At 71.6% G+C, this 26,500-nt stretch carries 27 protein-coding genes; 14 read left to right on the plus strand and 13 right to left on the minus strand.

The window, feature by feature from the left end:
- Positions 1 to 64 precede the first annotated feature (64 nt).
- The 3 genes from ACZ7LT_RS10610 (at position 65) to ACZ7LT_RS10620 (ending at position 1,470) form a co-directional block, all read left to right on the plus strand.
- Positions 65 to 448 (plus strand): helix-turn-helix domain-containing protein, encoded by a 384-nt coding sequence (locus ACZ7LT_RS10610; RefSeq protein WP_019889909.1) that lies wholly within the window; start codon positions 65 to 67, stop codon positions 446 to 448.
- Between the two features lie 176 nt (positions 449 to 624).
- Positions 625 to 1,095: a Dps family protein gene (locus ACZ7LT_RS10615; protein ID WP_471235639.1), complete on the plus strand. Its 471-nt coding sequence runs from the start codon at positions 625 to 627 to the stop codon at positions 1,093 to 1,095.
- A gap of 102 nt (positions 1,096 to 1,197) precedes the next feature.
- Positions 1,198 to 1,470 carry a hypothetical protein gene (locus tag ACZ7LT_RS10620; protein ID WP_471235640.1) on the plus strand — a complete coding sequence of 91 codons (273 nt, stop codon included), beginning with the start codon at positions 1,198 to 1,200 and terminating at the stop codon, positions 1,468 to 1,470.
- Here the strand turns inward: ACZ7LT_RS10620 and ACZ7LT_RS10625 are convergent.
- The 3 genes from ACZ7LT_RS10625 to ACZ7LT_RS10635 all read right to left on the minus strand — a co-directional run bounded on the left by ACZ7LT_RS10625 (position 1,418) and on the right by ACZ7LT_RS10635 (position 7,712).
- Entirely contained in the window at positions 1,418 to 2,182 is a 765-nt protein-coding gene (locus tag ACZ7LT_RS10625; protein WP_471235641.1) for an SDR family NAD(P)-dependent oxidoreductase, read from the minus strand. The two genes, ACZ7LT_RS10620 and ACZ7LT_RS10625, sit on opposite strands and share 53 nt — an antisense overlap.
- A gap of 65 nt (positions 2,183 to 2,247) precedes the next feature.
- Positions 2,248 to 3,045, minus strand: a complete 798-nt coding sequence (locus ACZ7LT_RS10630; protein ID WP_471235642.1) for an Fpg/Nei family DNA glycosylase — start codon at positions 3,043 to 3,045, stop codon at positions 2,248 to 2,250.
- 47 nt (positions 3,046 to 3,092) lie between these two features.
- Positions 3,093 to 7,712 carry an ATP-dependent helicase gene (locus ACZ7LT_RS10635; protein WP_471235643.1) on the minus strand — a complete coding sequence of 1,540 codons (4,620 nt, stop codon included), beginning with the start codon at positions 7,710 to 7,712 and terminating at the stop codon, positions 3,093 to 3,095.
- A 90-nt stretch (positions 7,713 to 7,802) separates the two neighbouring features.
- Here ACZ7LT_RS10635 and ACZ7LT_RS10640 point away from each other — a divergent pair, with 90 nt between their 5' ends.
- From ACZ7LT_RS10640 to ACZ7LT_RS10650, 3 genes are all read left to right on the plus strand, one after another.
- Entirely contained in the window at positions 7,803 to 8,624 is an 822-nt protein-coding gene (locus ACZ7LT_RS10640; protein WP_471235644.1) for an AraC family transcriptional regulator, read from the plus strand.
- Between the two features lie 96 nt (positions 8,625 to 8,720).
- The gene (locus tag ACZ7LT_RS10645; protein WP_471235645.1) at positions 8,721 to 9,461 is read left to right on the plus strand and encodes an AzlC family ABC transporter permease; all 741 of its coding nucleotides are present in this window, start codon (positions 8,721 to 8,723) and stop codon (positions 9,459 to 9,461) included.
- Complete coding sequence (locus tag ACZ7LT_RS10650; protein ID WP_471235646.1) at positions 9,458 to 9,766, plus strand: AzlD domain-containing protein; 309 nt, start codon at positions 9,458 to 9,460, stop codon at positions 9,764 to 9,766. Before ACZ7LT_RS10645 ends, ACZ7LT_RS10650 begins: the two co-directional genes overlap by 4 nt.
- Positions 9,767 to 9,861: 95 nt before the next feature.
- Here ACZ7LT_RS10650 and ACZ7LT_RS10655 read toward each other — a convergent pair whose 3' ends face one another.
- Positions 9,862 to 10,767 (minus strand): hypothetical protein, encoded by a 906-nt coding sequence (locus ACZ7LT_RS10655; protein WP_471235647.1) that lies wholly within the window; start codon positions 10,765 to 10,767, stop codon positions 9,862 to 9,864.
- A 79-nt stretch (positions 10,768 to 10,846) separates the two neighbouring features.
- Here ACZ7LT_RS10655 and ACZ7LT_RS10660 point away from each other — a divergent pair, with 79 nt between their 5' ends.
- The 6 genes from ACZ7LT_RS10660 (at position 10,847) to recX (ending at position 16,261) form a co-directional block, all read left to right on the plus strand.
- On the plus strand, positions 10,847 to 11,041 hold the full coding sequence (locus tag ACZ7LT_RS10660) for a DUF3046 domain-containing protein (RefSeq protein WP_471235648.1): 195 nt from the start codon (positions 10,847 to 10,849) through the stop codon (positions 11,039 to 11,041).
- A gap of 301 nt (positions 11,042 to 11,342) precedes the next feature.
- A complete protein-coding gene (locus tag ACZ7LT_RS10665) occupies positions 11,343 to 12,479 on the plus strand; it encodes an AI-2E family transporter (protein WP_471236322.1) in 1,137 nt (378 codons plus the stop codon).
- Positions 12,480 to 12,571: 92 nt separating this feature from the next.
- Positions 12,572 to 13,609: a helix-turn-helix domain-containing protein gene (locus ACZ7LT_RS10670; protein ID WP_471235649.1), complete on the plus strand. Its 1,038-nt coding sequence runs from the start codon at positions 12,572 to 12,574 to the stop codon at positions 13,607 to 13,609.
- 109 nt (positions 13,610 to 13,718) lie between these two features.
- Positions 13,719 to 14,279 carry an RICIN domain-containing protein gene (locus ACZ7LT_RS10675; RefSeq protein ID WP_471235650.1) on the plus strand — a complete coding sequence of 187 codons (561 nt, stop codon included), beginning with the start codon at positions 13,719 to 13,721 and terminating at the stop codon, positions 14,277 to 14,279.
- A 281-nt stretch (positions 14,280 to 14,560) separates the two neighbouring features.
- Positions 14,561 to 15,691, plus strand: a complete 1,131-nt coding sequence (recA, locus tag ACZ7LT_RS10680) for a recombinase RecA (RefSeq protein ID WP_471235651.1) — start codon at positions 14,561 to 14,563, stop codon at positions 15,689 to 15,691.
- A 3-nt stretch (positions 15,692 to 15,694) separates the two neighbouring features.
- Positions 15,695 to 16,261, plus strand: a complete 567-nt coding sequence (recX, locus tag ACZ7LT_RS10685; RefSeq protein ID WP_471235652.1) for a recombination regulator RecX — start codon at positions 15,695 to 15,697, stop codon at positions 16,259 to 16,261.
- 283 nt (positions 16,262 to 16,544) lie between these two features.
- Here the strand turns inward: recX and ACZ7LT_RS10690 are convergent, their stop codons facing one another.
- The 8 genes from ACZ7LT_RS10690 to ACZ7LT_RS10725 all read right to left on the minus strand — a co-directional run bounded on the left by ACZ7LT_RS10690 (position 16,545) and on the right by ACZ7LT_RS10725 (position 22,956).
- Positions 16,545 to 16,964 (minus strand): rhodanese-like domain-containing protein, encoded by a 420-nt coding sequence (locus ACZ7LT_RS10690; RefSeq protein WP_471235653.1) that lies wholly within the window; start codon positions 16,962 to 16,964, stop codon positions 16,545 to 16,547.
- Positions 16,961 to 17,491 (minus strand): cupin domain-containing protein, encoded by a 531-nt coding sequence (locus tag ACZ7LT_RS10695; RefSeq protein ID WP_471235654.1) that lies wholly within the window; start codon positions 17,489 to 17,491, stop codon positions 16,961 to 16,963. Before ACZ7LT_RS10695 ends, ACZ7LT_RS10690 begins: the two co-directional genes overlap by 4 nt.
- Positions 17,492 to 17,576: 85 nt before the next feature.
- Positions 17,577 to 17,663, minus strand: coding sequence for a putative leader peptide (locus tag ACZ7LT_RS10700; RefSeq protein ID WP_311605579.1), 87 nt, complete (start codon positions 17,661 to 17,663; stop codon positions 17,577 to 17,579).
- 32 nt (positions 17,664 to 17,695) lie between these two features.
- Complete coding sequence (locus ACZ7LT_RS10705) at positions 17,696 to 19,312, minus strand: FAD-dependent monooxygenase (RefSeq protein WP_471235655.1); 1,617 nt, start codon at positions 19,310 to 19,312, stop codon at positions 17,696 to 17,698.
- Between the two features lie 169 nt (positions 19,313 to 19,481).
- Positions 19,482 to 20,402 carry an amino acid ABC transporter permease gene (locus tag ACZ7LT_RS10710; RefSeq protein ID WP_471235657.1) on the minus strand — a complete coding sequence of 307 codons (921 nt, stop codon included), beginning with the start codon at positions 20,400 to 20,402 and terminating at the stop codon, positions 19,482 to 19,484.
- Positions 20,399 to 21,046 (minus strand): amino acid ABC transporter permease, encoded by a 648-nt coding sequence (locus tag ACZ7LT_RS10715; protein ID WP_471235658.1) that lies wholly within the window; start codon positions 21,044 to 21,046, stop codon positions 20,399 to 20,401. The genes ACZ7LT_RS10710 and ACZ7LT_RS10715 overlap by 4 nt, the downstream gene beginning before the upstream one ends.
- 133 nt (positions 21,047 to 21,179) lie before the next feature.
- The gene (locus ACZ7LT_RS10720) at positions 21,180 to 22,103 is read right to left on the minus strand and encodes a glutamate ABC transporter substrate-binding protein (RefSeq protein WP_471235659.1); all 924 of its coding nucleotides are present in this window, start codon (positions 22,101 to 22,103) and stop codon (positions 21,180 to 21,182) included.
- 70 nt (positions 22,104 to 22,173) lie between these two features.
- Complete coding sequence (locus tag ACZ7LT_RS10725; protein ID WP_471235660.1) at positions 22,174 to 22,956, minus strand: amino acid ABC transporter ATP-binding protein; 783 nt, start codon at positions 22,954 to 22,956, stop codon at positions 22,174 to 22,176.
- A 284-nt stretch (positions 22,957 to 23,240) separates the two neighbouring features.
- Between ACZ7LT_RS10725 and ACZ7LT_RS10730 the strand changes: the two genes are divergently transcribed.
- Both ACZ7LT_RS10730 and ACZ7LT_RS10735 read left to right on the plus strand, forming a co-directional pair.
- Complete coding sequence (locus ACZ7LT_RS10730; protein ID WP_471235661.1) at positions 23,241 to 23,942, plus strand: response regulator transcription factor; 702 nt, start codon at positions 23,241 to 23,243, stop codon at positions 23,940 to 23,942.
- Between the two features lie 17 nt (positions 23,943 to 23,959).
- Entirely contained in the window at positions 23,960 to 25,357 is a 1,398-nt protein-coding gene (locus ACZ7LT_RS10735) for a sensor histidine kinase (RefSeq protein ID WP_471235663.1), read from the plus strand.
- A 50-nt stretch (positions 25,358 to 25,407) separates the two neighbouring features.
- On the opposite strand, the gene ACZ7LT_RS10740 is transcribed toward ACZ7LT_RS10735, so the two are convergent.
- Positions 25,408 to 26,403, minus strand: coding sequence for a TAXI family TRAP transporter solute-binding subunit (locus ACZ7LT_RS10740; protein WP_471235664.1), 996 nt, complete (start codon positions 26,401 to 26,403; stop codon positions 25,408 to 25,410).
- Positions 26,404 to 26,500 lie beyond the last annotated feature (97 nt).

The following is a 26,500-nucleotide window of genomic DNA, read 5'->3' on the forward strand; positions in this document are numbered from 1 at the left end:
CAGCGCGAGGCGGTACGGTGGGGCGTGAAGGATGCGGCTACGCGGTCCGAGGAGGGAGCCACCGATGATTCTGCTCCGTCGCCTGCTGGGTGACGTGCTGCGTCGGCAGCGCCAGCGCCAGGGCCGTACTCTGCGCGAAGTCTCCTCGTCCGCCCGAGTTTCGCTCGGCTATCTCTCCGAGGTGGAGCGGGGGCAGAAGGAGGCTTCCTCCGAGCTGCTCTCCGCGATCTGCGACGCGCTTGACGTACGGATGTCCGAGCTCATGCGGGAAGTGAGCGACGAGCTGTCGCTGGCCGAACTGGCCGAGTCGGCAGCGGCGAGCGAGCCGGTGCCCGCACCGGTACGGCCGATGCTCAATTCGGTTTCGGTGACGTCGGTGGCAGGTGTGCCGACGGAGCGGGTGACCATCAAGGCGCCCGCGGAGGCGGTCGACGTGGTCGCCGCCTGAACCGTGATGTGGGCGGAGCCCTGGTCGGTGCCTGACAGGCCGACCGGGGCTTTCGTCTTTTCCGGGTCCGGTCGTGCGGCCGCTTTCAGCCGGGTGACGTGGCAAGGCGTTTGAGATGCCCGCACGCGGTCAGTCGTGCATGGTGGGGGAAACGTACGACTGCTGGGAGAATGTGCATGTCTGTCGTGAAGAGTTCGCTGTCCGACGACAACCTGAAGACCGTGGGTGAAGCCCTGCAGGGCGCCCTGGTCGATCTCGTCAATCTGTCCCTGGTCGCCAAGCAGGTCCACTGGAACGTGGTCGGGCCGCGGTTCCGCTCCGTCCATCTGCAACTCGACGACGTCGTCGTCACCGCGCGCCAGCACTCCGACGTCGTCGCCGAACGGGCCTCCGCCATCGGCGTCAACCCTGACGGGCGCGCCGCGACGGTGGCCGCCAGCAGCGCGATCGGGACCGTGCCGGACGGCTGGATCAAGGACGTCGACGCCGTACGGATCCTGGTGGAGGCGCTCGGCGCGGTGATCCGCAAGATGCGGGAGCGTATCGACGTCACCGAGAAGCCGGACCCGGTGACCCAGGACATCCTGATCGGGCTGACCGCCGACCTCGAGAAGCACCATTGGATGTTCCAGGCGGAGAGCGCGTAGGAACCCGTGCCTCGCGTTGCGTCCTTGTGCGCCCGGGGCGCCTCCGGTGCGCCCTGCCGCCTGCTGAACGCGCCGCACTAGCGTCGACCGGAGGAGGCGGCGATGGTACGGCGACGGGTCCCGCTGCTGGCGCTCGCGCTGGTGGTCGGAGGGCTGTGGTGGTGGGCGGTGCTGCGGCTCGCCTTCGTACCGGAGCGCTCGGGGCTCGTCGAAGGAGCCATGGCGGCGAGTGGCTGGGGGCTGAGTCTGCTCCCGGTCCATGTGGCCGCCGCGCCCGGACGTCGCCGGTCCGCCTGGGCCCGGCGCCGGTCCATGCGCCGGGCTACCAGGGCATGGTCACGCCGCCGTTCGGGCGCAGGATCTGACCCGTCGTGAACGACGAGGCGTCGGACGCCAGATGAAGCACCGCGTGTGCGATGTCCTCGGGCTCGCCGACCCGGCCCAGGGGTGAGACGCGGACCATCGTCTCCTCGATCCGCTGCTGGAGCTCAGCACTGTGACCGTCCGTCATCGGTGTGCGGATCCAGCCGGGGGCGACCGCGTTGACGCGGATGCCGTACGGGCCGAGTTCGGTGGCGAGGGTCTTGGTGAGCTGGACGACGGCGGCCTTCGCCGCGCTGTAGCAGAGCAGGCCGGCGTTGGCCGCGTCCACCGCGCCCGAGGCCATGGTGACGAGGGAGCCGCGGATCTGAGCGTCGATCATGGAGCGTGCGGCGGCCTGACAGGCGTGGAGCACGCCCTTGAAGTTGACGGCGAAGACGCGGTCGAGATCCTCGTCCCGGGTCTCCAGGACCGTACTGCTGTGCATCACACCGGCGACCGCGGCCATGATGTGGAGCGGGCCCGCGCCGGCCACGGCCGAGGTGAGAGCGGCGCGGTCGGTGACGTCGAGGAGATGGACGCGGGCCGTGCCGCCCTGCCCGGCGACCAGCTCCCTGGTGCCGGCCAGACCTTCCTCGTCGCGGTCGGCGCAGTGGACGTATGCGCCCGCGCGGGCGAGCAGGACGGCCGAGGCGCGGCCGATGCCGCTCGCTGCGCCGGTGACGAACGCGGTGCGGCCGGTGAGGTCGTACGCCGACAGGGGCATGGCGGGACCGTACGACCAGATCTGATGGTACGTCAATTGCTGGAGCGGTGCCGGGTCGTGCGGTCTTACGGGGCGGGCGAGGGGCCGAACTGGCAGCCGGGGCACCAGTAGGACACCCGGTCGTCGCTCTGGTCCGCCTTACGGACCGCGGTGCCGCAGCGCAGACATGGGCGGCCTTCACGGCCGTAGACATGGAGGCGGTGGGCGGGGTGCCGGGTCGTCGTCGTACGGCGCTCCGAGCCCTCCTTGTTGGCCTCCAGCAGGCGGTGTGCGGTCGCGACAAGGCGCTCGGGCACGCCCGCGGCGAGTTCGCCGAACGGGAGCCAGGGCGTGACCCCGGCCAGGAACGCCAGCTCCGACTTGTAGACGTTGCCGATCCCCGCCAGATTGCGCTGGTCGAGGAGAGCCTCGCCGAGCGGGCGGGAGGGATCGGCGGTGAGCCTGCGGACGGCTTCCCGCGGGTCCCAGTCGGGGCCGAGCAGATCGGGGCCGAGGTGGCCCACGGCCGTGGACTCGTCGGCGGTGCGCAGGAGTTCGAGGACCGGGAGGCGGTAGCCGACGGCGGTGTGGGCGGCGTTGGCGAGGATGGCCCGGATCTGGTGGGCGGGGCCGCCGCGCCAGCGCTCGTCCGGGGCGTAGACGTGCCAGGCGCCGTCCATCCGCAGATGGGAGTGGAGGGTCAGACCGCCCTCGATACGGGTGAGGAGATGCTTGCCGCGCGGTGTCACGTCGAGGACCGCCCGGCCGGTGAGGTCGGCGGTGGCGAACCGCGGCACGCGCAGGTCGGAGCGGGTGAGGACCTCCCCGGCGAGAGCGGCGTGCAGACGGCGGGCGGTCCTCCAGACGGTGTCTCCCTCGGGCATGCCTCCATCATGCCCGCGCCGCCTCCGGTGCCCCCTTCGGCGGCGCGTCAGGCGCGCAGCCGCAGTCCCCTGGGGGTGGCGTGGAACCCGGCGGTCTCCAGGGCGCGGGCGAGCGGGGAGGTCAAGGCGGTCTCGCCGTTGATCCGCTCCACCGTGACCGTGCCGAGCGAGCCCGCCAGGGCGGCCGCGGCCAGGGCTTCGGCGGCCGCGTGGAGGGACGGGGCGTCCGGGTCGAGCGGCCAGGAGAGCAGGGTCTTGCCGCCGCGCTCCATGTAGAGGGTCAGCTCGCCGTCGACGAGGACGACCAGGGCTCCCGCCTTCCGGCCCGGCTTGTGCCCTGCCGTCGTCGGGGACTCGGGCCAGGGCAGCGCCGCGCCGTAGGCGTTGGCCGGGTCCGCGGCGGCCAGGACCACCGCGCGCGGGGCCGTCGTCCGCTCTTCGCGGTCGCGGGCCGTGGCCGCGGCCCGCAACCGGTCGACCGCGCCGTCCATCGCGAACTGGGCGGCTCCCAGCCCTTCCACGACATAGCCGCGGCGGGCCTGGCCGCTGTCCTCGAAGGCGGACAGGATGCGGTACGTCGCCGAGAACCCGCCCTCGACGCCTTCCGCGGCGACCGCGCCCCGGGTCACCACACCGTGCCGGTCGAGCAGCGTGCGGGCCAGCGCGTGGGCGCGGTGGGTGGGGTCCGGCTCGGCGGCGGGCAGCAGCGACCAGCGGCCGCTCACGGTCGGCGGGCCGCTGCGAGAGGCCGGGCGGGCGGCCGCCGTCAGCGTGCCGTACCGGCCGCGCGGGACCGTACGGCGCGCGCGGTGAGCGGTCGAGCCCGCCGTACGCCCCGAGCCGAGGAGGGAGCGCAGCGGGGCCAGGGTGTCGTTGGTGAGCCGCCCGGACCAGGCCAGGTCCCACAGGGCGTCGGCGAGCTGGGGGTCCGTGGCGTCGGGGTGGGTGGTGGCGCGGACCTGGTCGGCGATCTGGCGGAAGAACAGCCCGTAGCCGCCGGACAGGGCGGTCAGGACCGATTCGTGCACCGCGGTGAGCTCCAGGGGATGGGGCTGCGGCAGCAGCAGCGGCGCGGCGTCGGCCAGATACAGCGACACCCAGCCGTCCTTGCCCGGCAGGGCGCCGGCGCCCGCCCACAGCACTTCGCCGGTGGTGGTCAGCTCGTCGAGCAGCGCGGGGGAGTAGTCCCTCACCCGGGACGGGAGGATCAGCTTCTCCAGCGCGGAGGCGGGCACCGGCGCGCCCTGAAGCTGCTCGACGGCCCGGGCGAGGCCGTCGATGCCGCGCAGGCTGCTGCCGCCGAGGTGCTGCCACTGGGGCAGGAACGAGGCGAGCGCGGCCGGCGCGACCGGTTCGAGCTCATGGCGCAGCGCCGCGAGCGAACGGCGGCGCAGCCGCCGCAGGACCGCCGCGTCGCACCACTCCTGGCCGATCCCTGAGGGATGGAACTCGCCCTGGACGACCCGGCCGGCGGCGGCCAGGCGCTGGAGCGCGCCGTCGGTGACGGCGGTGCCGAGGCCGAAGCGGGCGGCCGCCTGCGGGGAGGTGAACGGGCCGTGCGTACGGGCGTACCGGGCGAGGAGGTCGCCGAGCGGGTCCTTCACCGGCTCCGTGAACGCCTCCGGGACCCCGACCGGGAGGGCCGTGCCCAGGGCGTCCCGCAGCCGTCCGGCGTCCTCGACGGCGGCCCAGTGGTGGGCCCCGGCGATACGGACCCGGATGGCGCGCCGGGCCGCGCCCAGGGCCTCGGCCCAGCCGGGCTCCGCGCCCCGCTCGGCCAGTTCGGCGTCGGTGAGCGGACCGAGAACGCGCAGGAGATCGGCGACACCTTCGGTGTCCTTGGCCCGGCGGTCCTCCGCGAGCCACTGGAGCTCGCTCTCCAGCTCGGCCAGGACGTCGGCGTCGAGCAGCTCACGCAGCTCCGCCTGGCCCAGCAGCTCGGCCAGGAGCCGGGAGTCCAGAGAGAGGGCGGCGGCACGCCGCTCGGCGAGCGGTGAGTCACCCTCGTACAGGAACTGGGCGACGTAACCGAAGAGCAGCGAGCGGGCGAACGGCGACGGCTCCGGGGTGGTCACCTCCACCAGACGGACCCGACGGGACTCGATGTCGCCCATCAGCTCGGTCAGCCCCGGGACGTCGAAGACGTCCTGGAGACACTCGCGGACCGCTTCGAGGACGATCGGGAAGGAACCGAACTCGCTGGCCACCTGGAGCAGCTGGGCCGCGCGCTGGCGCTGCTGCCACAGCGGCGTCCGCTTGCCGGGGTTACGGCGCGGCAGCAGCAGGGCGCGGGCCGCGCATTCGCGGAACCGGGCCGCGAACAGCGCCGAGCCGCCCACCTGGTCGGTGACGATCTGGCTCACGTCGCCCTTGTCGAAGGCGACGTCCGCCGCCCCGATGGGGGCCTGCTCGCTGTCGTACTCCAGGCCGGGCGCGGCCGGGTCCTGGTCGAGCAGGTCCAGGCCCATCAGGTCCGCGTCGGGCAGCCGCAGCACGATGCCGTCGTCGGCGTGCATCACCTGGGCGTCCATGCCGTACCGCTCGGCGAGCCGGGCACCGAGCGCCAGCGCCCACGGGGCGTGCACCTGCGCGCCGAAGGGGGAGTGGACCACGACCCGCCAGTCGCCCAGCTCGTCGCGGAAGCGCTCCACGAGGATCGTGCGGTCGTCGGGGATGTGGCCGCAGGCGCGGCGCTGCTCGTCCAGATAGGCCAGGACGTTCCCCGCCGCCCAGTCGTCGAGGCCGGCCGCGAGGAGCCGGGGCCGGGCCTCCTCCGGGGCCATCGAGCCGACCTCCCGCAGGAACGCGCCCACCGCGCGCCCCAGTTCGAGCGGCCGGCCCAGCTGGTCGCCCTTCCAGAACGGGAGCCGGCCGGGCACCCCGGGGGCGGGGGAGACGAGAACCCGGTCGCGGGTGATGTCCTCGATCCGCCAGGAGGTCGTCCCGAGCGTGAAGACGTCCCCGACCCGGGACTCGTACACCATCTCCTCGTCGAGCTCACCGACCCGGCCGCCGCCCTTCTTCGGATCGGCGCCGGCCAGGAACACCCCGAAGAGCCCCCGGTCGGGGATGGTCCCGCCGGAGGTGACGGCGAGGCGCTGCGCGCCCGGGCGGCCGGTGACCGTCCCGGCGACCCGGTCCCACACCACGCGGGGCCGCAGCTCGGCGAAGGCGTCCGACGGATACCGCCCCGCCAGCATGTCCAGGACGGCCGTGAACGCCGACTCGGGCAGCGAGGCGAACGGCGCCGCCCGGCGCACCACGGCCAGCAGGTCGTCGACCTGCCAGGTGTCCAGCGCCACCATCGCCACCAGCTGCTGGGCCAGCACGTCCAGCGGGTTGGCGGGGACCCGCAGGGACTCGATGGAGCCGCTGCGCATCCGCTCGGTGACCACGGCCGCCTGCACCAGATCGCCGCGGTACTTGGGAAAGACGACACCGGTGGACACGGCGCCCACCTGATGGCCCGCACGCCCCACCCGCTGGAGCCCGGAGGCGACCGACGGCGGCGACTCGACCTGGACCACCAGATCCACCGCACCCATGTCGATGCCCAGCTCCAGGCTGGAGGTGGCGACGACGGCCGGCAGCCGACCCGCCTTCAAGTCCTCCTCGACCAGCGCCCGCTGCTCCTTGGAGACCGAGCCGTGGTGTGCCCTGGCCAGCAGCGGCGGGGCGCCCTTCCCCGCACCCGACTGGGCCATGATCTCGGCCGGCGGAGCGCCCTCCGGCATGGCCTCTCCCACGACCCGTTCGTAGGCGATCTCGTTGAGCCTGTTGCACAGCCGCTCCGCCAGACGACGGGAGTTGGCGAACACGATCGTCGAGCGGTGCGCCTGGACGAGATCGGCGATCCGCTCCTCGACATGGGGCCAGATCGACGGCTTCTCCCCGGGATCGGCGTCGGTGGCGGGTGAGCCGCCCAGCTCGCCCAGGTCCTCCACCGGAACCACCACCGACAGGTCGAACTCCTTGCCGGAGGCGGGCTGGACGATCTCCACCTTCCGCTGGGGGGAGAGATAGCGGGCCACCTCGTCCACCGGCCGTACGGTCGCCGACAGGCCGATCCGGCGCGCCGGGCGCGGCAGCAGCTCGTCGAGACGCTCCAGGGACACGGCCAGATGCGCGCCCCGCTTCGTCCCCGCCACGGCGTGCACCTCGTCCAGGATCACCGTCTCGATCCCCGACAGCGCGTCCCGGGTCGCGGAGGTGAGCATCAGGAACAGTGACTCGGGGGTGGTGATCAGGATGTCCGGCGGCCTGGTGGCCAGCGCGCGGCGCTCGGCCGCCGGGGTGTCGCCGGACCGGATCCCCACCCGCACCTCGGGCTCGGGCAGCCCGAGCCGCATCGCCTCCTGACGGATGCCCGTGAGAGGGCTGCGGAGATTGCGCTCGACGTCGACCGCGAGGGCCTTCAGCGGCGACACGTACAGCACCCGGCAGCGCTTCCTCGCCTCCGCGGGCGGCGAAACGGACGCGAGCCGGTCCAGGGCGGCGAGGAACGCGGCCAGCGTCTTGCCGGAGCCGGTCGGGGCGACGACCAGGACGTCCGAGCCCTCCCCGATCGCCCGCCAGGCGCCTTCCTGAGCGGCGGTCGGCGCGCTGAAGGCGCCCGTGAACCAGCCACGGGTCGCGGGGGAGAACGAGTCGAGTGCGGTTCCGGCCATGCCACCCATCGTGCACCCGACCACTGACAACGCGTGTCCGGCACGTGGACGCCCAGGTGAGGGCCGCGGTGGCGGGCGCAGAATGGAGCCATGGCGACCGCGGAGAGGGCACGGTACTGGCAGTACGCCGAGCTGCCCGGCGTCGACCTGCTGCACGCCCACTACGTCCGCAAGGCCTTCGCCCGCCACACCCACGAGACCTTCGTCTTCGCCGCGATCACCGAGGGCGTCGAGGCCTTCCACTACCGCGACGCCCTCGTGCACGCGGGCCCCGGGCAGATCGCCCTGGTCAATCCCGACACCCCGCACACCGGCCACGCGGGGGTCCCCGAGGGCTGGACCTACCGCACGATCTACCCGGCGGTCGACCTGATCCAGTCGATCGCCGCCGACGCCATCGCCGTACGCGGCGCGGTCGGCTTCACCGATCCGGTCGTGGACGACCCGCGGGCCGCGCAGCTGGTCATCGGCGTGCACCGGGCCGCCGAGGAGGGCAACGCGCTCGCCGCGGACAGTCTGCTGCGCCTGGTCACGGCGCGGATGCTGCGCAGCCACGGCGGTCGGCTCCAGCCGCTCATGCCCCGCTCGGCCGGGGCCCGCAACGCGCTTCGCGCGCGTGCCCTGCTGGAGGAGCGGATGGCCGACCCGCCGACCCTGGAACGCCTCGCCGCCGAGCTCGGCACCAGCCCCTTCGCACTGCTGCGGGCCTTCCGTGACCTGTACGGCATGCCTCCGCACACCTGGCTGACCGACGCGCGCGTGCGCCGGGCCCGCCATCTGCTGGACTCGGGGACGGCGCCGGCGGACGTCGCCGTCGGGGTCGGCTTCACCGACCAGCCACATCTGAACCGGCACTTCACCCGCATCGTCGGCGTCCCGCCCGGCGCCTACCAGCGGGAACGGGCCAGGTAGGAGTAGGGCCGTCGTGCCCCCCGGCCCGGCCGGCTTCCGGGCCGGGCGCAAGAACGTACAAGACCGGGTGCGGCGGCCCGCCGTAGCGTCCCTGACGTGGCAGAACAGACAGCAACAGCAGAGATACGAACCGAACCCGCGGCCAAACCCGACCGCGCCGTCGTGCGTGACGCGCTCGGCGTCGGCATCGCCGTCGGGCTCTCCGGCTTCGCCTTCGGCGTCACCTCGGCGGGGGCCGGGCTCAGCGTGCTCCAGACCTGCGCGCTCAGCCTGCTCGTCTTCACCGGCGCCTCGCAGTTCGCGCTCGTCGGCGCGCTGGCGGCGGGCGGAAACCCCTTTACGGCCGCCGCCGGGGCCTTCTTCCTCGGCACCCGCAACGCCTTCTACGGGCTGCGGCTCTCCCAGCTCCTCGCCGTACCGCGCGCGGTGCGGCCGCTCGCCGCGCACTTCGTCATCGACGAGACCACGGCCGTCGCGCTGGCCCAGCCGTCGCGGCGGGCCGCCCGGCTCGGGTTCACCGTCACCGGCCTCACGCTCTACGCCCTGTGGAACCTGACCACCCTGCTCGGCGCGCTGGGCGCCGAGGCGATCGGCGACACCGCAGCCTGGGGGCTGGACGCGGCGGGCCCCGCCGTCTTCCTGGCCCTGCTCGCGCCGATGCTGCGCACGACCACGGAGCGGATCGTCGCGGCGCTCGCCGTCGCCCTGGGACTCGGATTCCTGCCCGTGCTGCCCGCCGGGGTGCCGGTGCTGGTGGCGGCGCTCGCCGCGCCGGCCGTGCTCTGGCTCCAGGGCCGCCGGACCGCCACCACCGAGGAAGAGAGGGCCGGCCGGTGAACATCTGGATCGCTATCGCCCTGACCGCCGCCGCTTGCTACCTCGTCAAGCTCGTCGGGCTGCTCGTACCGGACGGGGCGCTGGAGCGTCCCCTCGTCCAGCGGCTGGCCGCGCTGCTGCCGGTCGCCCTGCTGGCCGCGCTCACCGCCCAGCAGACCTTCAGCCTGGACGGCGCCCTGGTCCTGGACGCCCGCGCCGCCGGGCTCGGCGCCGCGGCCCTCGCGCTCGTGGCGAGGGCGCCGTTCCTGGTCGTCGTCGGCGCGGCCGTGGTCGTCACCGCGGGGGTGCGGGCCATCGGGGGGTGACGCGGTCCCGGGGCGGCGGGGCCGGGCGCCCGGCGTAACCGTGCGTCCCGTGGTGAGGGGGCCGCGGCACCCGGTACGCGCCCGCGCGGCCCGCGTCAGCTGATCGTGCGGCCGTGCGCCCTGAGCGTCCGCAGCGCCTCGATGGTCACGATCGGGCGCGACTCCAGGGCGGTCCCCGGCGCCCACTCCCGCCAGTTGACGGGCCAGCCGCCGTCCTCGCGCTGCTCGGCCGCGAGATGGTCGAGCGAGCGGGTCAGCTCCTCGTCCGTGAACCAGCGGCGGGCCAGGGAGTCCGGCACGCGCGCGTAGTCGTGCGGGTAGTGCCGCTCGCCCGGGGCGTAGCCGGGCGCCACCGGGTAGTCACCGGGCCGCTCCGGGGCGAGGACCGCCAGCCGCTGCTCGCGCACCAGCCGGCCGAGCCGGTCCGCGGCCGCCTCGGCCCGGGCCCGGTCCGGGACGCCGTCCAGGAAGGCGACGGCGGCCTGGATCTCGTACGGATGGGACTTGTCGATCGCGTCGATGGCGGCCCAGCAGAAGTCCGTGGCCCGAAAGAGCCAGGCGTGCCACACCTGGTTGCGGTGCAGGAGCCCGACCACCGGGCCGGTCGCCAGGAGATCACCCTTCGGGTGATCCGTGATGGTGAGGAACGGCGCGTACGGATAGCCGCGCAGCGACGGGTGGAGCACAGGCAGCGCCCCCTCGTGCGTGGACACGTCCGTGAGGTAGCGGCAGATCCGCTCCACCCGCAGCCCGCCGCACCGGCCGATGGAGTCCAGCACGCGCAGGGCGTGAGCGGTGTGCAGGGGCTGGCTGACCGGGCCGCGCAGATCGGGTTCGAGGGCGTGGCCGTAGCCGCCGTCCTCGTTGAGGTAGGCGGAGAGCGCGGCCTCGACCGGGTCGGCGCCGCCGCGCAGGAAGTGGTACGCGAACCGCCGCTGTTCGAGCACGCGGGCCGTCAGCCAGATGAAGTGTTCGGCTCGTGCGAGGGGAGTTCCAGCCATGTATCGACCGTAGGGGGCGTCGGCCGCCGGACAAGCCCTACGGGCCGGGCTGCACTCTCAGGGGCGGGATACTGAAGTCATGCGGTTGACGATTTTCTGGGAACGGATGGCGGACCACTTCGGTGAGTCGTACGCCGAGTCCTTCGCGCGGGACCACGTCATGTCCGAGCTCGGCGGCCGGACGGTACGTGAAGCGCTGGAGTCCGGCTGGGAGACCAAGGACGTGTGGCGGGCGGTCTGCGCGGCAGTGGACATCCCCGCCGACAAACGCTGACCTGCGTCGCCCCGCAGGCAGGCGCCGACCTGTGGCCAGGCGGGCGCGGCTGACCACGGGCCGTGACCTGCGGGGGTCTCGGCCGGTTGTCGGTGCCGTGCGCGAGACTGGCCGGGTGGCCCCGACTGACGAGACCGAGAAGCGCACCCAGACGACCTCGACCGACCCTGCCGTGATGGCGGCGCCCCCGGCGGACGGCCCCGCCGTCACCGGCCGCCCGGACGGCGGTCCTCGCCGCCCCGAAGGCGCCGAGCCGGCCCCCGCCGGCGGCTCCGCGGCCCCCGCCGCCCCGTCCGCGCGGATGCCCAGATGGCTGCCCCGCGCGCTGATCCTCGCCCTCGCCCTCTACGCCTGCTTCCAGCTCGGCAGCTGGGCCTTCCACCAGCTCATCGGCCTGCTGATCAACATCCTGATCGCCTTCTTCCTGGCGCTCGCGATAGAGCCGGCGGTGGGCCGCATGGCGGCCCGTGGGATGCGCCGGGGCCTGGCCACGTTCCTGGTCTTCTTCACGATCATGGTGGTCGCGGTCGGCTTCGTCGTCCTGCTCGGCTCGATGCTGGCCGGACAGATCGTGGGGATGGTCGAGGAGTTCCCCAAGTACCTCGACTCGCTGATCAGCTGGAGCAACCACACCTTCAACACCGAGTTGTCCCGGGTCGAGGTCCAGGACAGCCTGCTGCGCTCGGACTGGCTGCGTAAATACGTCCAGAACAGCGCCACCGGTGTCCTCGATGTGTCCGCCACCGTGCTCGGCGGGCTGTTCAAGCTGCTGACGATCTTCCTGTTCTCGTTCTACTTCGCCGCCGACGGGCCCCGGCTGCGCCGGGCCCTGTGCTCCGTACTACCACCCGCCCGCCAGGCCGAGGTGCTGCGGGCGTGGGAGATCGCCGTCGACAAGACGGGCGGCTACCTCTACTCACGCGGGCTGATGGCGCTGATCTCCGGGGTGGCGCACTACATCCTCCTGCAGATCCTCGACGTGCCGTACGCCCCCGCCCTCGCCGTCTGGGTCGGACTCGTCTCCCAGTTCCTGCCCACGATCGGCACGTATCTGGCGGGCGCCCTGCCCATGCTGATCGCCTTCACCGAGGACCCCTGGTATGCGCTGTACGTGCTCGCCTTCGTCGTGATCTACCAGCAGTTCGAGAACTACGTCCTCCAGCCCAAGCTGACCTCGAAGACCGTCGACATCCACCCCGCAGTGGCATTCGGCTCGGTCATCGCCGGAACCGCCCTGCTCGGTGCGGTCGGCGCACTGATCGCGATCCCCGCCGTCGCCACGCTCCAGGCCTTCCTGGGCGCCTATGTGAAGCGGTACGCGGTGACGGACGATCCACGCGTGCACGGCCACCGGAGGTACGGCGAGATGGTCCTCGCGCGCGTGCAGCGGGCGCTGAACGCCAAGAAGGACCAGGCGCCGCCCACGGACGACGCCTGACCGTCCCCGTACCGCCGCTCCGTCACAGGAGGAGAGCGCCAGTGACCGGTGGACATCTGTTCGTGCCCTTGGTCGGCAGGGAACATTGTGGGATGCCGAACATCGATGATCCGGCACGGCAGGCCGGCGCGGCCACAGGGCCGGTAGTGTCGGCCAGCACGGATGCCCTTCTGGCTTCGGAGCGGTTCGACTGGTGGGTTGAGATGGTCGCCCAGGAGGTCATGCCCGTGATCGTCCGCAGCCCCCGAGCGGCTACCTTCCGGGGCACCGTGGACAGTGTGGAGCTGCCGAACAGTCAGGTGGCGGCGTTCAGTTTCTCCCCGATGACCGCCCGCCGGTCCGCCTCCGACATCCGCTGCCACGACCCGGAGGAGTACTACGTGGTCCTGGTCCGCGGCAGCCCGATCAGGCTGGAGCAGTCCCGGCACGTGGCGTGCCTGGGCAGCGGCGAGATGGCCCTGTTCTCCACATCACACCCGCTGTTCTGCGACTTCCTCGACCACGGCCGCCAGACGCGTCTGACGCTGCTCCGTCTGCCGCGCACCATGTTGCCGCTGGCAGGCGGCCGAGCAGACCGGTTGCTGGCGGAGCCGCTGAGGGAGCGAGCGGGTCCGGCAGCCCTGCTCGGCTCGTACCTGGCCGGGCTGCCGGAGGCCGCCCGGCACAGTGAACGGACGGAGCTGGCCTCGCTGGGCGAGATCGGAGTGAACCTGGCCGTGACGGTACTGGCACGGCAGCTCGGCTCGACGGACGCAGTGCCCGCTGACACACGAAGAGCGGTGTTGCTGGCCCGGGTCAAGGCATTCATCGACAGCAACCTGGCCGACCCAGAGTTGCGTCCGGCGGCCATCGCCGCCCACCATCACATCTCCTTACGCACCCTCCATCAGCTGTTCCGGACCGAGCCGGAGACGGTCGGTGCCACCATCCGGCGGCTTCGCCTGATGCGGTGTCACGCGGACCTCTCCGACCTGCGGCTGCGACACTTCAACATCTCCCAGATCGCGCTGCGATGGGGTTTCCGCAACCTTGCCGACTTCAGTCGTGCTTTCCGCACCGCCTATGGAGTCCCTCCGAGCGAGGTGCGCACGCATGCGCTGGGTGCCAAGAAAACCCGCGCTCCACGCTGAGGACCTCACGGGCCGTCGGCCTCACAGTGGAACTGCTGCCACGGTCAGCCCCCGGCCGACCGCCCTCCGAGTCTCTGTACTCGACCATCACCAGGCGAGCGTTCGAGTCGTGACCAAGCGGAGGCAGCACGACTTCGGTTCCGACCTCGCACCCCAAGCCACCGGGGTGACCCGTTCGTTCACCATCTACGAGAGGAACACGAACATGGCCACCACGATCCGCAGGGCGGCAACCGTCGCCGCGGCCCTGCTCTTCAGCGGCTTGCTGCTCGCGCCCACAGCTGACGCCGCCCCGCAACAGGACCCCGCTGGGCCTCGAACGGTCTCCGGTGCCCCGCAGGCGCTTTCAGCCCAGTCCACCTCCGGACCCTTCCGGATCCGCGCGGTCCACAGCGGGAAGTGCCTGGACGTCGCCGGCGGCACATCCTCCACGCGCGACGGCGCCGACGTCTTCCAGTGGACCTGCCTCGGCGCCACCCAGACCAACCAGCAGTGGTACCTGACCGACGCCGGGAACGGCACGTTCTACATCCAAGCTCGCCACAGCGGGAAGTGCCTGGACGTCGCCGGCGGCACATCCTCCACGCGCGACGGCGCCGACGTCTTCCAGTGGACCTGCCTCGGCACCGCCCAGACCAACCAGCGCTGGTACCTCGAATCCGTGGCGTAGTCGGCGGATCGGGCTACAACGCTCCGTGGCCAACTAGAACGCTCAGTCACAGGTCGGTGTCAGGCGTGCGGTGGCGCGCTTGACACCAAAATCGAACATCCATTCTTATGGGGTCCAGGCCCGGTGTTCTCCCGGGGGTGGCCTGGTGTGGGGCAAGCTGTCGGTAGAGAGTTGTCGACGGAGTTGTCCACAGGCTGGAGGGACGCCGGGGCCCATTGTCAGTGGCAGGGGTTAGCGTCTTTCACGTGAAGCGATCGACTCAAGCAAATCGGGTGGAACCCATGGCAGGAACCGACCGCGAGAAGGCGCTGGACGCCGCGCTCGCACAGATTGAACGGCAATTCGGCAAGGGCGCAGTCATGCGCATGGGCGACCGGTCCAAGGAACCCATCGAGGTCATCTCGACCGGCTCGACCGCGCTCGACGTCGCGCTCGGCGTCGGTGGCCTGCCGCGCGGTCGTGTGGTGGAGATCTACGGCCCGGAGTCCTCCGGTAAGACGACCCTGACCCTGCACGCCGTCGCCAACGCGCAGAAGGCCGGTGGCCAGGTCGCGTTCGTGGACGCCGAGCACGCCCTCGACCCCGAGTACGCCAAGAAGCTCGGCGTGGACATCGACAATCTCATCCTGTCCCAGCCGGACAACGGCGAGCAGGCGCTGGAGATCGTCGACATGCTGGTCCGCTCCGGCGCGCTCGACCTCATCGTCATCGACTCCGTCGCCGCGCTCGTCCCGCGCGCCGAGATCGAGGGCGAGATGGGTGACTCGCACGTGGGTCTCCAGGCCCGCCTGATGAGCCAGGCCCTTCGGAAGATCACCAGCGCGCTGAACCAGTCGAAGACCACGGCGATCTTCATCAACCAGCTGCGCGAGAAGATCGGTGTGATGTTCGGCTCGCCGGAGACCACGACCGGTGGCCGCGCGCTGAAGTTCTACGCCTCCGTGCGCCTCGACATCCGCCGGATCGAGACGCTCAAGGACGGCACCGAGGCGGTCGGCAACCGCACCCGCGTCAAGGTCGTCAAGAACAAGGTCGCGCCGCCCTTCAAGCAGGCCGAGTTCGACATCCTCTACGGCCAGGGCATCAGCCGCGAGGGCGGCCTGATCGACATGGGCGTCGAGCACGGCTTCGTCCGCAAGGCCGGCGCCTGGTACACGTACGAGGGCGACCAGCTGGGCCAGGGCAAGGAGAACGCCCGCAACTTCCTGAAGGACAACCCCGACCTCGCCAACGAGATCGAGAAGAAGATCAAGGAGAAGCTGGGCGTCGGTGTCCGGCCGGAGGCCCCCGCGGCCGAGCCGGGCGCGGACGCGGCGACGGAAGCCGGCGCCACCGACGAGGCGGGGAAGTCCGTCCCGGCCCCGGCGAGCAAGGCCACCAAGGCGACCAAGGCCACCACGGCCAAGGGCTAGCCCGTGACCGGCCGCACCGAATGGCCGGGCGACAGCGCCGACTCGTCGAGGGCCGAGAAGGAGCTGTCGTCCCAGGATCCCGCTGAGCGGGCGCGGGCCATCTGCCTGCGCCTGCTCACCGGGACCCCGAGGACCCGCAAGCAGCTCGCGGACGCGCTGCGCAAGCGGGAGATCCCGGACGAGGTCGCCGAGGAGATCCTCTCCCGCTTCGAGGACGTCGGTCTGATCGACGACGCCGCCTTCGCGGGGGCCTGGGTGGAGTCCCGCCACCACGGCCGGGGCCTCGCCCGGCGCGCGCTCGCGCGGGAACTGCGCACCAAGGGCGTGGACCCCGCGCTCATCCAGGAGGCCGTGGACCGGCTCGACTCCGAACAGGAGGAGGAGCGGGCCCGCGACCTGGTCGCCCGGAAGCTCCGGGCGACCCGCGGGCTCGACCGGGACCGCAGACTGCGCAGACTCGCCGGCATGCTCGCCCGCAAGGGATACCCGGAGGGCATGGCCCTGCGGGTGGTCCGCCATGCACTGGAGGAAGAGGGCGAGGACACCGAGGGCCTGGACGAGCCCTTCTAGCCCTCGGGGGAGGGGGCCGACCCGATGCCGCGTCCTCGGCGGCCGGCCTGGACAAGCTCTTCCAGTCCCGGGGAGGGCCTGGACAAGCTCTTCCAGCCAGAGGGGAGGGCCTGCGCAAGCCCTTCCACCGTCGCCGGAGGGTTTGGGCAAGCCCTTCCACCGTCGCCGGAGGGTTTGGGCAAGCCCTTCCAGCCCCGGGGGGAGTCTGGACGAGCTTCTAGCGCCGTGGCAGGGCTGGGCAAGCCTCTCCCGCCCCGGCGTCCGGGCGGCCGAGGCCCAGGCCTCAGGCCCCCGGTTCCCGCACCGGCAGCCCCGCCGCCTTCCAGGCCTGGAAGCCGCCGATCAGATCGGTCGCCCGGCGCAGCCCCAGCTGCCGCAGGGAGGCCGCCGCGAACGAGGACGCGTAACCCTCGTTGCACAGCACCACCACCCGCAGATCGTGGCTCGTCGCCTGCGGCAGCCGGTGGCTGCCCTGCGGGTCGAGGCGCCACTCCAGCTCGTTGCGCTCGACGAGGACCGCGCCCGGGATCACCCCGTCTCGTTCCCGCTGCGCCTGGTAGCGGGTGTCCACGAGCAGGGCGTCCCCGGCCTCGAAGGCCGTGAAGGCGTCCCGCGGCGAGATCCGGTCGAGACCGCGGCGCGTGGCCTCAAGGAGTTCGTCGACCGATGTGCGCGGCGCCGGGGTCGCGTGAAAGGAACTCAACTCCAGTCCTCCGGACCCTCGACCTGCTCAAGCCGGAGCACCGCGCCCGACCGGCTGTAGCGCCGGATCAAGGGCAGCGGGGGGTAGTACGCGTGCACCGACACGGCGTGCTCGTCGGTCGACTCGTTGAGCACCTCGTGCACATGGTGCTGCCCGAAGGCGCGGCCCTTGCCGACCGTCAACGTCCGTTCACGGTCGACGCCTTCATGGAGTTCCAGAGCCTTCCAGCCGTCGGCGGGCAGCCGCACGGACAGGGAGTTCTCCTTCAGCGTGCCACGGGCGGTGGCGAAGGCGCCGAGTGACTCGGCATGGTCGTGCCAACCGGTGCCGGTGCCGGGCGGCCAGCCGATGAGCCAGGCCTCGCTGCCGCCGGGGCCGTCGAGCCGTACCCACGTACGGCCCTCGGGATCGAGGGGGAGCGAGGCGATCAGCGTGCTGTCGGCGGCGGTGCGGCGGACGAAGTCGAGGAGTTCCGCGGCGGTCGGCGCCAACGGCCGTACGACAGACCGGGAAAGGGAGGGGGACATGGGAAACCGTCCTGGAGTTCGCTCAGACGCGCGCGGGCGCACCAAGGCGCGGCAGCGCGTACGAAGAAAGAAAAGGGAGGCGAATTCAGCAGGACGGTCGACACACGCAGCCCGCATAGCGGACCAGGTCCATATGGACCCTCCGCCACAGGCGCACATCGGTGTCGGTCATGGTCGCGAGTAGACCATGACCGTCAACGACGGTCAATTGATGTCCGCCGTACGGTCGCTGTCGGTGGACACCTGCACACCCCCGCGCACCGCGTCGGCTGCTTCGTGCAGTTCGGCGGGGCGCACACCCTCGAACGCCGCGGCCAGATGGCCGTCCGGCCGGACCAGCAGGACCGTGTGCGCGGGCGCGCCCGGATACGCCTCGGTCACCAGCAGCTCCGCCTTGGCCGGCAGCGCGGAGACCGCCGAGGCCAGCCGCGGCATCAGCCCGGCGCTCATCCAGTGCCGCCGCTCCCACACCCCGGTCCCCGGCGCGACCAGGACGACCAGCAGCCGCCCCCGCCCCAGCCGGTCCCGGAGCCGTACGGTCGTGCCGTCCGGCGCCGTGACCAGCACGTCGTCCACCGGGGCGCCCATCGGCGTACCCACCGCGGTCTGCCCGTCGGCGTACGGAGGCGCCAGGGGGGAGTGCGGGTACGCGGGGGGCGCCCCCAGCGGGCCGCGCCCCAGATGGCCGTCGGTCAGCAGGGCGTCATGGCCCCGGGCGCTGCCCGGCAGATAGGTCCGCAAGCCCCCCCCGCCGCGCAGCACCGGCAGTGACTGGTCGGCGGCGCGCAGCCGGGAGGCGACGGCGGTGCGCCGCTCGGTCTGGTAGCTGTCCAGGAGGGTGTCCGAGGGGCCGTGGTGCCAGACGTGGGCCAGTTTCCAGGCCAGGTTGTCGACGTCCCGCAGCCCTTCGTCCAGGCCCTGGGTGCCGACCGCGCCGAGCAGATGGGCCGCGTCGCCGGCGAGGAGGACCCGCCCGTCGCGCCAGCGCCGGGCGAGCCGGTGGTGCAGCGTGTGGACCCCGGTGTCGATCAGCTCGTACGGCGGTGTCTCACCGCACCAGCCGGCCAGGGTGTCGCGGATCCGGGCGACCAGTGCGTCGGGAGTGACCAGTTCGCCGCGCGCCGGCAGCAGCCAGTCGATCCGCCAGGCGCCGTCGGGCAGCGGGCGGGCGATGATCTCCTCGCCCGCGCCACGCCACGGCGGCTGGCGGTGCAGCACGGCCTCGTCGGGCCAGGGGAGTTCGGTGCGCAGCGCTGCGACCGCGTGGCGTTCCACGGCCGTTCGGCCGGGGAAGCGGATGCCGAGCAGCTTGCGGACGGTGGAGCGGGCGCCGTCGCAGCCGACCAGATGGCTGCCGCGCCACCAGTTCGCGCCCGGGCCGCGGGTGTGGGCGGTGACGCCCCGGTCGTCCTGCTCGATCGAGTCGAGGCGGCTGTCCGGCACGAGCTGGATCAGGTCCTCGGTGGCGATCGTGTCCCGCAGGCCGCGGGAGAGCGCGTGCTGCGGAATGTGCAGCGGCGCCGTGGGGGCGAGGGTGCCGTCGTCCCCATCCGTCACACGGAGCTCGATGTGGCGCATCAGCTGCTTGCGGCGCACCGATCGCCAGCCGACCCACCGGAGTCCCTCGTCACGCAGGGTGGCACAGCCCAGCCGCTCCACCAGGGCCGCCATGTCGGCGCGCAGGACGACCGTACGGGCGGGGCGGGTGTCCTCCTTGCCCGCACCCTCGTCCAGTACGACGGAGGGAACGTTCTGGGCAGCCAGAGCGAGGGAGAGCGCGAGGCCGACGGGCCCCGCGCCGACGACGATCACCGGGTCCACGGAGTGGCTCCTGAAGCACATTGGGTCATGCGGGATGCACGGAACAGTGTGGCGGGAGCCCGGTGCGTGGTCACAGAACGTATGCAACCCACTGCGGGTGCGTGCGTCAAGCGACGGGGGCAGCGGCGCGACTGCCACTGCCCCCGGATGATGTCACATGCCGTCAGTTCTACGAGGTACCAGCTCCGCCGGACCCGTCGCCGCCCCCGCTCATCAGCGTCGTGGTCGCGGCCGCGTTGCCGACCGCGTCCGCCGCGGGCGCGTCGGCCGTGGCGACCTTGATCCCGGTCTTGGCGCGGCGGCCGCGCTTCTCGATCCAGGTGGCCAGAGCCGAGAGCACCAGGCACATCGCGATGTAGATCGTGCCGATGACCACGATCGTCGAGACGTACGGGTACTGGCCGTTGACCTGCGTGTTGGAGGCGATCAGACGGGCCGTCTGGAGCAGCTCCGGGTAGAGGATCACGAAGCCGAGCGAGGTGTCCTTCAGCGTGACCACCAGCTGGCTGATGATCGTCGGCAGCATCGCGCGGATGGCCTGCGGCATCAGGACGGTGGTCATGACCTGAGTCTTGGTCATGCCGAGCGCGTAGGCGGCCTCACGCTGCCCCTTGGGCACCGCATTCACGCCGGCGCGCAGCACCTCGGCCTGCACACAGCCGTTGTAGATCGACAGGCCGAGCGCCAGCGCCCACATCGAGTACTCGGTGAGGAAGCCGACCCACACCGCGTAGATCGTGATGAGCAGCGGGATCGAGCGGAACAGCTCGATGAAGCCGGTGGCCAGCCAGCGCACCGGCTTGTGGTCGGAGAGCCGGGCGACGGCGAGCAGCACACCAAGGACGAGCGAGCCGACGGCGGCGATGCCGAACGCCTTCAGGGTCGCGAGCACGGCGTCGGCGATGTTCTGCCGGATGCCCGCGTAGTTGAAGATGTCCCACATCTCGGGGGCGAGGTGCCCCTTCTCGCTGAGCCGTACGACGCTGACGGCGATCAGCGCGACGATGGCGAGCGTGCCGAGGACGGCGTAGATCCGGTTGCGGACGACGGCCTTGGGGCCCGGGGTGTCGAAGAGAACACTGGCACTCATCGGGCGACCTCCATGCGGCGCTCAAGGACACGGAAGATCCCGCTGATGGTGAAGGTGACGACGAGGTAGGCGATCGCCACCCAGACGAAGATGGGGCCGATGGCGTAGCCCTGCTCGCTCATCAGCGTCTGCCAGCCGAAGAGCTCGGTGACGCTGAAGGCGCCGGCGATGGCCGAGTTCTTGGTCAGGGCGATGAAGATCGAGCTCAGCGGCGGCAGCACGGTCCGGGTGGCCTGCGGCAGGACGATCATGCGCAGGGTCTGCGAGAAGGTCATACCGAGGGAGCGGGCGGCCTCGGCCTGGCCGAGCGGCACCGTGCTGATGCCGGAACGGACCGCCTCGCAGACGAACGCCGAGGTGTAGAAACCGAGCGCCAGGGAGCCGAGCACGAACGGGCTCATCCCCGGGAAGAGGATCTCAGGGACCACGAAGAACGACACCAGGAACAGCAGCGTCAGCGGGGTGTTGCGCAGCAGGGTGACCCAGGCGGTGCCGAAGAAGCGCAGCGGCGGCACGGGGGAGACCCGGCAGCCGGCGACGGCGACGCCGAGGACCAGCGCGATGACCGAGCTGACGGCGGTGATCGACACGGTTCCTATGAAGCCGTCGCGGAACTCCGGGAAATGGTCGAGCAGTACGTTCATGAGGTCTCCGCGTCGGCGGTCAGCGGCTTACGGACAGTGGGATCGGGGCAGGGGGAGCGGCGCCCCGTACGCGGTACGGGGCGCCGACTCCACGCCGGTGATCAGGCGGCGATCAGGTGATGATCAGGGTTGATCAGTAGCGGACGATCGCCGGCGGCTCGACGAAGGCGGAGCCGGACAGGCCCAGGGTCGCCTCGTAGATCTTCTTGTACGTGCCGTCCTTGATGTGCGTCTCCAGCGACTTGTTGATCGCCTCGCGCAGCGCCTTGTCGTCCTTGTTCATGCCGACGCCGTAGGGCTCCTCGGTGAACGGCTCGCCGACGACCTTGAGCTTGCCGGAGTTGGCGGCGGCGTAGCCCTTGAGGATCGAGTCGTCGGTGGTGACGGCGTCGACCTGCTTGGTCAGCAGCTGCTGGACGCAGTCCGAGTACTTCGCGAGCTCGGTGGTCTGCGCGCCGTACTCCGGCTTCTTGATCTCCTGGAGCGGGGTGGAGCCGGTGATCGAGCAGACCTTCTTGCCCTTGACGGACTTCGGGCCCTTGATCGAGTCGTCGTCCTTGCGGACCAGGAGGTCGGCGCCGGCCTTGTAGTACGGACCCGCGAAGCCGACCTGCGCCTTGCGCTTGTCGTTGATCGTGTACGTACCGACGTAGTAGTCGACCTGGCCCGTGGAGATCGCGGTCTCACGGAGCTTGGAGTCGACCGTCTTCCACTCGATCTGGTCCTCGGTGAAGCCCAGGTCGGCGGCGATCATCTTGGCGATCTCGATGTCGAAGCCGGAGCGCTTCTTCGTCGCCTGGTCCTCGAAGCCGAGGTAGGGCTGGTCGGCCTTGGAGCCGACGATCAGCTTGCCGCGCTCCTTGGCCTTCTTGAAGGTGGCCGAGGCGTCCAGCTTCACGTCCGTGGCGACGACGTACTTCGGGAGCTGCGGCGCGTTGGAGGAGCCCGGCTTGATGCCGGTCGGCTTGTCGCCGGCGGAGCCCTCCTTGCCACCACAGGCGGTCGCGGTCAGCGCGAGCACGGCAATGGCCACAGCGGCCGTCTTGCGGAGCTTCATGGTGAACATCCCTTTACTCGTGGGTCGATGGTCGCGTAGATCGTCGGTCGTCAGCCGCCGGACGCAGGGATCAGTGGTGCAGGATCTTCGACAGGAAGTCCTTGGCCCGGTCGCTGCGAGGACTGCTGAAGAACTGGTCGGGCGTGGCCTCTTCGACGATCTTTCCGTCGGCCATGAACACCACGCGATTGGCGGCGGAGCGGGCAAAGCCCATCTCGTGCGTGACGACGACCATCGTCATGCCGTCGCGCGCCAGCTGCTGCATGACTTCCAGAACCTCGTTGATCATCTCCGGGTCGAGCGCCGACGTGGGCTCGTCGAAGAGCATGACCTTCGGGTCCATCGCCAGCGCCCGTGCGATGGCGACGCGCTGCTGCTGACCGCCGGAGAGCTGCGCCGGGTACTTGTCGGCCTGCGAGCCGACGCCCACGCGGTCGAGCAGGGTGCGGGCCTTCTCCTCCGCGACCTTCTTGTCCGTCTTGCGGACCTTGACCTGGCCCAGCATGACGTTCTCGAGCACGGTCTTGTGCGCGAAGAGGTTGAACGACTGGAAGACCATGCCCACGTCGGCACGGAGCCGGGCGAGCTCCTTGCCCTCCTGGGGCAGCGGCTTCCCGTCGATCGTGATCGCTCCGGAATCGACCGTCTCCAGTCGGTTGATCGTGCGGCACAGCGTGGACTTGCCGGACCCGGAGGGCCCGATGACGACCACGACCTCGCCACGGGCGATCGTCAGGTCGATGTCCTGGAGCACATGCAGCGCGCCGAAGTGCTTGTTGACGTTGCTCAGTACGACCAGGTCGCCCGACGCCGCCCCGGCGTTCTCGCCCTTGGTCACTGACACTCCGCTCATCGGCTTCTTGCTCCGTCCTCCTCGGTTGGAGAGGACACTAAGCACGGCGCGCGACCATCGTCATTACATCTGAGCGGAACTTGAGCATAACGATCCGGCTGCAACCGGACACTCCGCGTGAACGGGGCGCGGGCCGGAGTACCGGGTGCATAACAGAACCGCGCTCCGGGGGGCAGGCTCTTGACTGGCCCCTCGACCATCGGCGTTCATGCCCTGGTACGTAAAGAGACACGAGATGATCACGCGGTGGTGCACACGCCGACGCGAGGGACCGGAGGGGGGCCATGAGACTGCTGCTCGTCGAGGACGACGACCATGTGGCCGCCGCCCTGTCGGCGGTGCTCGCCAAGCACGGCTTCACCGTGACCCACGCCCGCAGTGGCGAGGAGGCCCTCCAGGCGATCCTGCCGGCCGCACACGGCGACAAGCCGCCCTTCGGTGTGGTCCTGCTCGACCTGGGCCTGCCCGACCAGGACGGCTACCAGGTCTGCGGCCGGATCCGGAAGCTCACCACCACGCCGGTGATCATGGTGACCGCGCGGGCGGACGTACGCTCCCGCATTCACGGCCTCAACCTCGGCGCCGACGACTACGTCGTCAAGCCGTACGACACGGGCGAACTCCTTGCCCGGATCCACGCCGTCAGCCGGCGTACCGCCGGCGGTGAGGAGTCCGGCACGGGCGCCGACAGCGCCCTGACCCTCGGCTCCGTCGTCATCGAGCTGCCCACCCGCCGGGTCAGCGTCGAGGGCGCCACCGTCCAGCTCACCCGCAAGGAGTTCGACCTGCTGGCGCTGCTCGCGCAGCGGCCCGGCGTCGTCTTCCGGCGCGAGCAGATCATCAGTGAGGTCTGGCGCACCAGCTGGGAGGGGACCGGCCGCACCCTTGAGGTGCACGTCGCCTCGCTCCGCTCCAAGCTGCGGATGCCCGCCCTCATCGAGACCGTGCGGGGCGTCGGCTACCGCCTGGTCGCCCCGGCCGCCTAACCCCACGAGCCCACCGCGTGCGCACCCGTCTGCTTCCGCTCCTCATCGTGCTGATGGCCGGTGTGCTGCTCGCGCTCGGCTTCCCGCTCGCCGTCAGCCTGGCCGCGGCCGAACAGCAGCGGGTCGTCGTCGACCGGATCGACGACGCCGCCCGCTTCGCGGCGCTCGCCCAGTTCGTCACCGAGAACGAACCCGGCATCGACGAACGCCGCTCCACCCTCGTGGGCGAACTCGCCAGCTACCACGAGGTCTACGACATACGCGCCGGTGTCTTCTACCGCGATCACCGTGCCATGGCCACCAGCCCGGCGGGCTGGGCCATACCGCGGACGGGGGAGGAGTACCGCGCGTTCCGGGAGGCCCTGGCCGGCCGGCGCAGCCATGACCCGCCCCAGGTCTGGCCCTGGCAGCCGCACGCCCGGCTCGCCGTCGCCTCCCCCGTCGTACGGGACGGCGACGTCGTCGCCGTCGTGGTCACCGACTCGCCCACCGGACAGCTGCGTTCGCGGATCCTGCACGGCTGGCTCCTGATCGTGGCGGGCGAGTCCGCGGCGATGCTGCTCGCCGTCGGCGCCGCCTTCCGGCTCACCGGCTGGGTGCTACGGCCCGTACGCGTCCTGGACGCGGTCACCCACGACATCGCCACCGGCCGGATGAACTCCAGGGTCGCCGCCACCGGCGGGCCGCCCGAGCTGCGCCGGCTCGCCCGCTCGTTCAACGAGATGGCCGACAACGTCGAAGAGGTCCTGGAACAGCAGCGCGCCTTCGTCGCCGACGCCTCCCACCAGCTGCGCAACCCGCTCGCCGCGCTGCTGCTTCGGATCGAGCTCCTCGCCCTCGAACTCCCTGAGGGCAACGAGGAGATCGCCTCCGTCCGCACCGAGGGCAAACGGCTCGCACAGGTCCTCGACGACCTCCTCGGCCTCGCCCTCGCCGAACACGCCGCCGCCGACCTCCAGCTCACCGACATCGGCGCGCTGGCCTGCGAACGTGTCGCGGCCTGGCGCCCGCTGGCCGAGGAGAAGGGCGTACGGCTGACCGGCGAACTGGCCGCTGTGACAGCCTGGGCCGACCCGGTGGCGCTCTCCAGCGCCCTCGACGCGGTGATCGACAACGCCCTGAAGTTCACGCCGGAAGGGGAGGAGGTCACCGTCACGGCCGCCTCCACCGGCGACACCTGCACCGTCGTGGTGTGCGACCGCGGCCCCGGGCTGACGGAGGAGGAGCTGACCCGGATCGGCGACCGCTTCTGGCGCAGCAACCGCCACCAGAACGTCAAGGGCTCGGGCCTGGGCCTGTCCATCTCACGCGCCCTGCTCGCCGCCGGGGGCGCCTCCATCGCCTACGCGCCGCACGAGCCGCACGGACTGCGGGTGACGGTGACCCTGCCCCGTACGGCCCCGCACGGCACCTGAGCCCGAACGGGCCGCCCTCAGGCGACCAGGTCCTTCGGGCCTTCAGGGCTTCAGGGCTTGACCGAGCGGTAGTAGCGCTTGGCCCCTTCGTGGAGGGTCAGCGGCTCGGTGAAGATCGCGGTGCGCAGGTCCACCAGCTGGGCCGGGTGCACCTTGCTGCCGATGAGGTCGCGGCTCCGGATCACCGTACGGGTGAAGCCCTCCACCAGCGCCGGGTCGGTGCGGTCGGTGGTGACCAGCAGGTTCGCTACGGCCACCGTCTCCACTCGCTTACCGTCCTGGGCGCGCGTGTAGGCGTCCGCGGGTACCACGGCGGAGCGGTAGTGGCGGGTGCTCTCGCCGGCTGAGTGCAACGTGTCCACCAGTGCCTCGTCCAGCTCGACGAGACGGATCGGCAGCCGCTCGGAGAGGTCCTGCACGGCGGCGGTGGGCAGGCCGCCGGACCAGAAGAACGCTTCGAGCTCGCCGCGCTCCAGCATCCCGGGCATCGTGTCGATGCCCGCCGACACCGGCACGATGTCCTTCGCCGGGTCGAGACCGGCGGCGGTCAGCAGCCGGTCCGCTATCAACCGGACACCCGAGCCCTCCTGGCCGACGCCCACCCGCAGCCCGCGCAGATCGCTGGGCCTCTCCACCTTCGAAGACTTGCGCACGACCAGGTGTACGTAGTCGTCGTAAAGGCGGGCGCAGCCGCGCAGGCGGTCCGCGCCGGGCTTGAGGTTGCGCTGGTACGTGGCGACGGCGTCCGCGGTCGCCACGGTGAAGTCGGCCTCGCCGGAGGCCAGCCGGGCGAGGTTCTGCTGGGAGCCCTCGCTGTCGGTCAGCCGGACGGAGACCTTCGGCAGATCACGGGCGAGCGCCTGCTGCAGCAGCGCGCCGTACCGCTGGTATACCCCGGTCGGTACGCCCGTACTGAAGGTGACCTGCCCGCTCGGCACCGGCCGCCCCGGCCACATCCACCACGCCAGCAGCCCGAGCACCACCAGCACGGCCGCGGAGCCCTGCAGGGCGCGGCGGCGGCTGACTCGGGGCAGGGCGGGGCGCATGGCCGCGATCCTGCCAGCTCACTCCCGGTGAAGACCAGGCCTGAGGGGCGGGCGGGAGGTACGTCACGTGCGGCACGCGCGCGGGGGGCGGGGGCGA

The sequence above is a fragment of the Streptomyces sp. NPDC039465 genome, assembly GCF_055639315.1.